Below are 7,073 nucleotides of genomic sequence, written 5' to 3' on the forward strand. Positions count from 1 at the left end.
GGGGGCTCATTTACGCGAGGCGTGGGCTGACGTCGCCCTGGCGGAAGTTGGGGTGCTTCAAGCGGCCCTGCTGGTACTTTCGAGGCGTGCTCTCAAGGGGCAGTGTGCCCGGGCCAGGCGCCACGGGCAGCCAGGTCGAGGATCAATCCGGCAATGTTCCATGCATCGTCCTCGCCGCAGTGGTGGCGCCCCTCCAGCGACAGTCCGGCAATTTCCAGTGCCTGCGCCATTCCAGGGCGTTTGCGCAATTCATGGGCCTCGGTAAAGACTGCCTTGGCATTCACATGCCGACTTCCGAGCGGATATGCGATGTTGGTGGCCCGGCACTGCCGCGTGAACTGGTGACGGTCATAGTCGCCCCAGCTCGCCCACGGACGCGTCCCTGTCTCGTGCTCGGCAGCCAGCAGTCGGCAGGCCTCGGCGAAACCCAGTCCCTTGTCCACTTCGGCCTGAGTCAGCCCAGTCAGCTCAGTACAGAAGGAGCTGACGGCAGACCGCACAGGCCGCACCAAAATGCGATGCCGCCCCACACTCTTGCCCCTGCGGAGGTCAACAACCGTCAGCCCGATTTCAATGATCTCGCTGACCGCACCACGCGGCGGCACGCTGTCCCAGCAAGTCGCCTCCACATCAATGACATTCAGCAGTCCACTGGCACTTTCCATGCCCAGGAGAGTAAAGGGGCAAGCTCTACCGGTCACCCGAGTTTCGACCGCCCATCGCAACCTCACTGCACGCACTCACACAGACGCGGCCGCCACCGGCGCACGGCCCACAGGCAGGCCGGCCTTGTCGAGCAGTCGTGGTTCTGGACAGGCTTCCGTGACACGGGCACGCTCAGTGATCCGTCGTCGCCTTCGAATATTTGAGAGCGGCAGGGTGCAGGTAGCTCGTATGATCGCGAGCGGGATGGGGCTCGTAGCGCAGTGGCTGTCGCGCCTTCACCGCATGTGGGAGGACACCGGTTCGAATCCGGTCGGCCTCCTCCCACCTCCTACTTGGTGACGACCGGTTGCTTCCGAATTCCACACCGGGGCCAAACAGCGCCCTTGAGTGGCCACTCAGCACCGGCCGCATTTCGCGAGCTTCTTGTAGCAGGTCAGGCGGCGGCCATGGCCAGGCCTCGGCTCTGCCGGTCGATGCGGACCACGTACGGATCTTGAGACCACGAGCAGCCCATGGCAGGCTCATGCCGCATGATCGATGAATTCGCGAAAGACAACCTGCACGGGAGACTGCGGCGGGATCGCAAGGCGCTGCTCTGGAAACTCGACGGCTTGTCCGAATACGACGCCCGCCGACCTTTGACAGCGACCGGGACCAACCTCCTCGGCCTGGTCAAACACGTGGCCACCGTCGAGGCCAGGTACTTCGGCGAGGTCTTCGACCGCCCTTCCCCGGAACCGCTGCCCCGGTGGCAGGACTCCAACGGCAGCGATCTGTGGGCGACCGAGGACGAGACCCGCGATCAGATCATCGGGTTCTACCGGCGCACGTGGGAACACTCGGACGCGACGATCAACGAGCTTCCCCTCGACGCCCCCGGCCACGTGCCGTGGTGGCCGGAGCCTTATCCCAACACGAACCTGTTCGCCATCATGGTCCATGTCCTCAGCGAGTCCATCCGGCATGCCGGGCACGCCGATATCCTGCGCGAGGGCCTCGACGGCCGGACCGGGTTGCGCGCCGAACTCGAGAAGCAGATCGACGCGGAAGCCCGGGCAGCCTACTGCGCGAAGATCGAGCAGGCCGCCAGGTCGGCCGCACCAATCAAGGCTTAGTGAGCATCTGGGCGAAGGACCGGACGTGGCCAGTGAGGGCGTCAAGTCGGGGCAATTGGCCAGGACGGCCTTGAGTCGGAGTTGCTCGGTCTCCGTGAGCGATTCCGGGCGGCTGAGAATCCATCTTGCCCCCAGACGGGGTGCCGGAGGCTGTGCGGTGATCGGCCGGGGTGACGTGCGCTTCTTCCTGATGTAGGCGCTGACGATGCCATAGCTGCCCTGTAGCCGAGCGGGACGATCTCCTCCCGGAGCTTCCAGGCGTTGGTGCAGCCCTCGTTCCAGCGGTCGTCGAGGTAGGGCTTGTACTCGTCCAGAGCGGAGGCTCGGTTCAACTGCCGGGATCGCGCGGATGAGTTTGGGAGGCACCTCTTTCCACGGACGGCCTCGCCGGCACCCGGGCGCGGGCCGCGGAATCCGCCACGGCCGGCTGAACTCTGCCGCGGCTTGCCTTCCAAGGGGCGACCCCTGATCCGGGCGGCTGCTCGTGCCGCGATCGCGCCGTTGACTTCAGTCGCGGGCAGAAGTTAAATTCATTAACGTTATGAGTATTAACGAAGCCCGGAGTGAAGGGTCGGAAGGGCCTCCCGAGGCGCTGACCAGGTGGACCGGCTTCCTGTTGAACTGGGTCGCCGCCCACGCCCGCGAGGCTTATGAGCAGGTCGTGGCGCAGGTCGGGCTGAAACCGCAGCACCTTGGCGTTCTGACCCAGATTCAGCACGGCCCGATGATTCAGGCACGGCTGAGCGACCGGCTGCGTGTGTTCAAGCCCGTCATGGTCACCCTGGTGAACGAGCTGGAGGCGATGGGGCTGGCGGAGCGTCGGCCGCACGCCAGCGACCGCCGTGCCATGGAGGTGCACATTCTTCCTGCCGGCCTGGACAAGGTTCGGGAAGTCGACAGGCTCAGCGAGCAGGCCTCGGCCGAGTTCTTCAGCCCGCTCACCTCAAAGGAACAGCAGAGCCTGCACGGCCTGCTCACCAAGCTTGCCAAGGACGGCCCTGCCGGCCCTTGGCAAGCCCTGAGCTGGCGCAAAACACCCTGACAACGCCACATTCGCACCCGGGCAGGTCAGCGCCAGGGGCTTTCCCGGGAGGAAACACATGCACGACACGGTCAAGACCCAGCAAGGCCTGGTCCGCGGCCGCACCCACGACGGCATCGTCTCGTTCAAGGGCATCCCGTACGCCGCCGCGCCCGACGGCGCGCGGCGTTTCCTGCCGCCGCAGTCGGCAGCGCATTGGGACGGAGTGCGGGAGGCCGACTCTTTCGGCAGCGCGCCGCCGCAACGACCGCCGGCGCCGGGGGTTCCGGCGGTGTGGCAGCCCGGCGACGGCCTGGACTGCCTGACGGTGAACGTCTGGACCCCGGCTTCCGGGACCGTGCGCCTGCCCGTGATGGTGTGGATCTACGGCGGCCAGTGGACCCATGGCGCCTCGTCGATGCCGCACTACGACGGCTCCGTCCTGGCCGGGTCCGGAGTGGTCGTAGTGACCTTCAATTACCGCACCGGATTCGAGGGCTTCGGCCACCTGCCCGGTACCCCTGACAACCGTGGCCTGCTGGACCAACTCGCCGCGCTGGCCTGGGTCCAGGACAACATCGCCGCCTTCGGCGGCGACCCCGGCAACGTCACCGTCTTCGGCCAGTCCGCAGGCGGCGCCTCCGCCGCCCTGCTCGCCGCCGCCCCGGCAGCCGCCGGCCTGTTCCGGCGGTGCATCGTGCAAAGCCTTCCCACCGGCTACCTCAGCGCGTCTGAAGCTCGGCAGGTCACCGAACGGCTCGCAGCAGCCGTCGGCACCAGCCCCACCCGGGACGGCCTGGGCGCACTGCCCCCTCAAGCCCTCTTGGAGGTACCGGACAGGCAGCTGACCGGCGGGCGCCCGGGCAGCGCGTTCGCCCCCGCCATCGATGGGAACCTGGTCACCGCACCTCCCTGGCAGGCCCTCGCCGATGGACGTGCCCGCCACATCGATTTGCTCTGCGGCTTCACCCACGACGAATACCGCGGCTTCCCACCCACGGCCGACCCGGCCCGGGTCGGTCTCGCGGCCACCGCCGCCCAGTTCGGCCTCGCCCCCGACGCCGCCCTGGCCTATCGCGCCGCCTACCCCGACAGCGCCGCCGCCGAACTGTTCACCATCCTCATGTCCGATGCCCTGGTCCGCATGCCGACCACCTTCACCGCCGAAGCACACGCCCGGACCGGCGGCCGCACCTGGCTGTATGACTTCGCCTGGCAAGGCCCGATCGGCGCCCCCCACGGCATCGACATCCCCTTCGTCTTCGGCCTGCCACACACCCGCTACGCCACCCGCTTCCTCGGCACCCCGCCCTCTTCTGGCTTCGCCGCCCTGTCCCACCAGATCCGCACCGCATGGACGTCCTTTGCCGCCACCGGTGATCCCGGCTGGCCATCCTTCGACACCCACCTCCGCACCACACGCATCTGGGACACCACCCCTACCTGCACCGCATATCCCGTACCGGACTCCCATCGCATCTGGAGCCAGACACAGCCATCTCACCCCGCCGACCAGTAATGGTTGCGGAACTCCTCTGAAGTCCCCGGAGCACGTCGCCGAACGCGACCCTGCAGCCCGCCGGAAACGCTGGTCCACCGCAAGAACAACTATCGGCTGCTTTGGGCCCGTCTCGGCGATGCCCCCGTCCGTGCCGTCATTCCTCCTCGGTATTCGCGAAACTGGTGATCGCGAACTGCCTCCGGAACCGGTCAACAAACGCTGTTCCTCGAGATCGACGAAGCCACCCTTCGTCGAAGCAGCATGCGGTTGAGGCGTTCGACCTTGCCATTGGTGTGGGCCGGTAGGGCCGAGTTGCTTGTGGATGATCCCGGCCGCCGGCAGGGTGTCGCGCCAGTCGCGTGAGCGGTGGCAGGCCTTGTCGGTCAGGACGCGTTCGACGGTGATGCCGACCTGGGTGAAGTACGCCTGGGCCCGGGTCCAGAAGGCGGTGGCGGTCTCCTTCTTCTCGTCCGCGTGGACCTCGCTGCAGGCGAGGCGGGAGTGGTCATCGACGGCGGCGTACCGCCATGACCACCACCCCGGCGAACCACGCGGTCACAGCACTGGAAGCACGACAGCGTCACAGGGACAGCCGTATCGTCACCAGGCTCCTCGTCCCGTCGGGGAGCGTGTGAGGCAGCCACCCTGCGAGGGCGCTCCAAGCTCAGTTGACGGCTGTGGTACGGGCATACAGGCCTGGGGTGATGCCCACGATGCGCTTGAAGTGCCGCGTGAGGTGGGACTGGTCGTAGAAACCGGTGGCAATCGCGACCTCACCCGGTGGCTGTCCGTCGAGCAGCAGACGGCGGGCCACGTCGACGCGGCGAGAGACCACGTACTGGTGCGGAGCGATACCGAAAGTGCCGCTGAAGGCACGTATGAGATGGGTGGGGTGAACATGGACCAGGCGCGCGGCGTCGTCCAGGGGGATGCCTTCCAGCAGTCGCTCGTCGAGGAGGTCACGCAAGCGGTGTGCAACGCCGCGGTCGGGTCGTGCTCTCCCCAAGAGCCTGGGGCGCAGGTGCTCACGCAGCCGTTCGTTGATCAGGGCCAGACGGCTCTCTGCCTCGAACTCGTCGCCCCGGTTCGCGAGGGCCGTATGCAGTTGTCCGATGCGCCTGCGCAGGACGGGGTCGGTGAGGTCCGGGCCGTCCACCGCCGGCCCGATGAAGCTCTCGTCCAACTGCGTCATGTCGAGGTAGAGCACGCGCTTGCGAAAGCCCTGGGGTGTAGCGGGTGAGCCGTTGTGCGGAACCTGCGGCGGGAGCAGGCTCACGGTGTCGCTCGGAGTGGCTCGCTCGTGACGGTCCAGGTCGTAGCGGACCGCGCCGTCGTCGACGATCAGTAGTGTCCACACGTCGTGGACGTGCATGGGGTACGCGTGCTCAGCGAAACGGGCGTGGAAGACCTCCACGACACCCTTTACCTGCGGGCGCCAAGCGGATATCTCGTGCCGGGGCACCATGCAAGGAACGTACAAGACGGAGAAGGGGTGCACCACGCAGTCTCGAAGCATGAGAACAAAGGACGAGACCAGCGAGGAGACCGGGGCGGGGGCCGGGAGCAGGACCGGCTCAGGGGGTGAGAGCGCGCCTGTCCGCTTCGATACGAAGATCGCCGTCGTGTTGCGCGACGACCTTGAGCTCTGGCAGCGACTGAATGTGACTGCGTTCCTGGTCAGCGGGCTCGGCACGGCCTCACCCGAGGTGATCGGCGAGTTGTACGCAGATGCCGACGGCACCGTGTACCTGCCGATGTTCCGCCAGCCCGTGCTGGTCTTCGAGGGGACAAAGGAAACGCTGACCGCCGCGCACGGCCGTGCGCTGTCCCGTTCGCTGCCGAGGGCCGTGTTCACGTCCGATCTGTTCAGCACGGGCAACGACCGGGACAACCGGGCGGCTGTACGGGCTGTGGGCAAGGATCAGCTCGATCTGGTGGGGATCGCTGTGTATGGGCCGCGCAACGCGGTGGACAAGGTCCTCAAGGGCACGCGAATGCACCCCTGAGAACACGGCCCCACCGCGGAGACCTTACGGCTGCGTTCGCCGATGTCGGTCGGCCCGACGGGGCAGTCCAGCGGAGCCCCGTTCTTGCGGCTCGACACCGAGATCCGCTGCATCGTCTGCACGACCGACGCGATCGAGTGTGAACACGCCGATCCGCCCTGCGGTCAAGGCACGCGGACACGTCCCGAACGAGCAGGCCGCCCTGAAGCGCGGACTGTTCAGGCGCTGACAGCGCGAGGGCGTGTGGGCCAGGATCCTGACCGGGATGCAGGCCAGGGCCGATGCGGCCGGGCTGATCACGTGGGTGGTGAACGTCGACTCTACGATCTGCCGCGCGCATCAGCACGCCGCCGGTGCACGCGGGGAACTACCCACCGACGAACTCGTCCTGGTTCAACCGGATCGAGGTCCAGTTCACTGCCCTGCGCTACTTCGCCTTGGACGGCACGGATCATGGCACCCACAGGAAGCAGGGCAGCATGATCCGCCGCTGCATCATCTGGCGAAACCGCCACGCCGGCGAGGGCGCCTACGTGCCGTCGTCGATAGGGCGAACCTTGCCTGACACAGCACCCGGCCTCGCCGTTTCACAGCCGTCCGTACGGGAGGCGATGAACGCTTCCACGGCCGGGGCGGCGGCAGGCGGGCCTGCCGTATGCACCGGCGTAGGCCGACGAGTGCGGCCACGACCGGGACGCCCCGTTATGTTTTCCGCGGTCCTGCAAGAGGGCCGCTGGCCTCCGGGCCCGGCATGACTTTTGCCC

At 67.2% G+C, this 7,073-nt stretch carries 6 protein-coding genes, 1 tRNA gene and 4 pseudogenes; 8 read left to right on the top strand and 3 right to left on the bottom strand.

The genetic code is table 11. The features are described 5' to 3' along the window. Window positions 1-92: 92 nt before the first annotated feature. Window positions 93-665, bottom strand: a complete 573-nt coding sequence (locus IE198_RS30670; protein WP_189892516.1) for a 3'-5' exonuclease — start codon at window positions 663-665, stop codon at window positions 93-95. Window positions 666-911: 246 nt separating this feature from the next. Here IE198_RS30670 and IE198_RS30675 point away from each other — a divergent pair. The 4 genes from IE198_RS30675 (at window position 912) to IE198_RS30690 (ending at window position 4,321) form a co-directional block, all read left to right on the top strand. Next, window positions 912-985 (top strand) — tRNA-Ala (locus IE198_RS30675). Window positions 986-1,196: 211 nt separating this feature from the next. Beyond that, window positions 1,197-1,781 (top strand): DinB family protein, encoded by a 585-nt coding sequence (locus IE198_RS30680; protein ID WP_189892535.1) that lies wholly within the window; start codon window positions 1,197-1,199, stop codon window positions 1,779-1,781. 541 nt (window positions 1,782-2,322) lie between these two features. Further along, window positions 2,323-2,823 carry a MarR family winged helix-turn-helix transcriptional regulator gene (locus tag IE198_RS30685; RefSeq protein WP_229834537.1) on the top strand — a complete coding sequence of 167 codons (501 nt, stop codon included), beginning with the start codon at window positions 2,323-2,325 and terminating at the stop codon, window positions 2,821-2,823. A 58-nt stretch (window positions 2,824-2,881) separates the two neighbouring features. Beyond that, entirely contained in the window at window positions 2,882-4,321 is a 1,440-nt protein-coding gene (locus IE198_RS30690; RefSeq protein WP_189892518.1) for a carboxylesterase/lipase family protein, read from the top strand. A 239-nt stretch (window positions 4,322-4,560) separates the two neighbouring features. On the opposite strand, the pseudogene IE198_RS36800 reads toward IE198_RS30690, so the two are convergent. Then, window positions 4,561-4,825 (bottom strand): annotated as a pseudogene (locus IE198_RS36800) (IS481 family transposase); the annotation flags it as partial. 142 nt (window positions 4,826-4,967) lie between these two features. Then, on the bottom strand, window positions 4,968-5,768 hold the full coding sequence (locus IE198_RS30700) for a helix-turn-helix transcriptional regulator (protein ID WP_189892520.1): 801 nt from the start codon (window positions 5,766-5,768) through the stop codon (window positions 4,968-4,970). Between IE198_RS30700 and IE198_RS30705 the strand changes: the two genes are divergently transcribed. The 4 genes and pseudogenes from IE198_RS30705 to IE198_RS36435 form a co-directional block, all read left to right on the top strand. Further along, a complete protein-coding gene (locus tag IE198_RS30705) occupies window positions 5,767-6,309 on the top strand; it encodes a DUF2000 family protein (protein ID WP_373300027.1) in 543 nt (180 codons plus the stop codon). The genes IE198_RS30700 and IE198_RS30705 overlap by 2 nt on opposite strands. A gap of 78 nt (window positions 6,310-6,387) precedes the next feature. Continuing rightward, window positions 6,388-6,517: pseudogene (locus IE198_RS36970) on the top strand (transposase); the annotation flags it as partial. A 27-nt stretch (window positions 6,518-6,544) separates the two neighbouring features. Next, window positions 6,545-6,682, top strand: a pseudogene (locus IE198_RS35760) (IS5 family transposase); the annotation flags it as partial. Continuing rightward, window positions 6,678-6,874: pseudogene (locus IE198_RS36435) on the top strand (IS630 family transposase); the annotation flags it as partial. The pseudogenes IE198_RS35760 and IE198_RS36435, both read left to right, overlap by 5 nt. Between the last annotated feature and the right edge of the window lie 199 nt (window positions 6,875-7,073).

It is taken from the genome of Streptomyces xantholiticus (assembly GCF_014651015.1).
Classification (GTDB): Bacteria; Actinomycetota; Actinomycetes; order Streptomycetales; family Streptomycetaceae; genus Streptomyces; species Streptomyces xantholiticus.

Excerpts from the sequence above, each read along its gene's own strand:
- IE198_RS30670 (WP_189892516.1), bottom strand. The coding sequence starts at position 665 with ATGGAAAGTGCCAGTGGACTGCTGAATGTCATTGATGTGGAGGCGACT.
- IE198_RS30680 (WP_189892535.1), top strand. The coding sequence starts at position 1,197 with ATGATCGATGAATTCGCGAAAGACAACCTGCACGGGAGACTGCGGCGG.
- IE198_RS30700 (WP_189892520.1), bottom strand. The coding sequence starts at position 5,768 with ATGGTGCCCCGGCACGAGATATCCGCTTGGCGCCCGCAGGTAAAGGGT.
- IE198_RS30690 (WP_189892518.1), top strand. The coding sequence starts at position 2,882 with ATGCACGACACGGTCAAGACCCAGCAAGGCCTGGTCCGCGGCCGCACC.
- IE198_RS30685 (WP_229834537.1), top strand. The coding sequence starts at position 2,323 with ATGAGTATTAACGAAGCCCGGAGTGAAGGGTCGGAAGGGCCTCCCGAG.
- IE198_RS30705 (WP_373300027.1), top strand. The coding sequence starts at position 5,767 with ATGCAAGGAACGTACAAGACGGAGAAGGGGTGCACCACGCAGTCTCGA.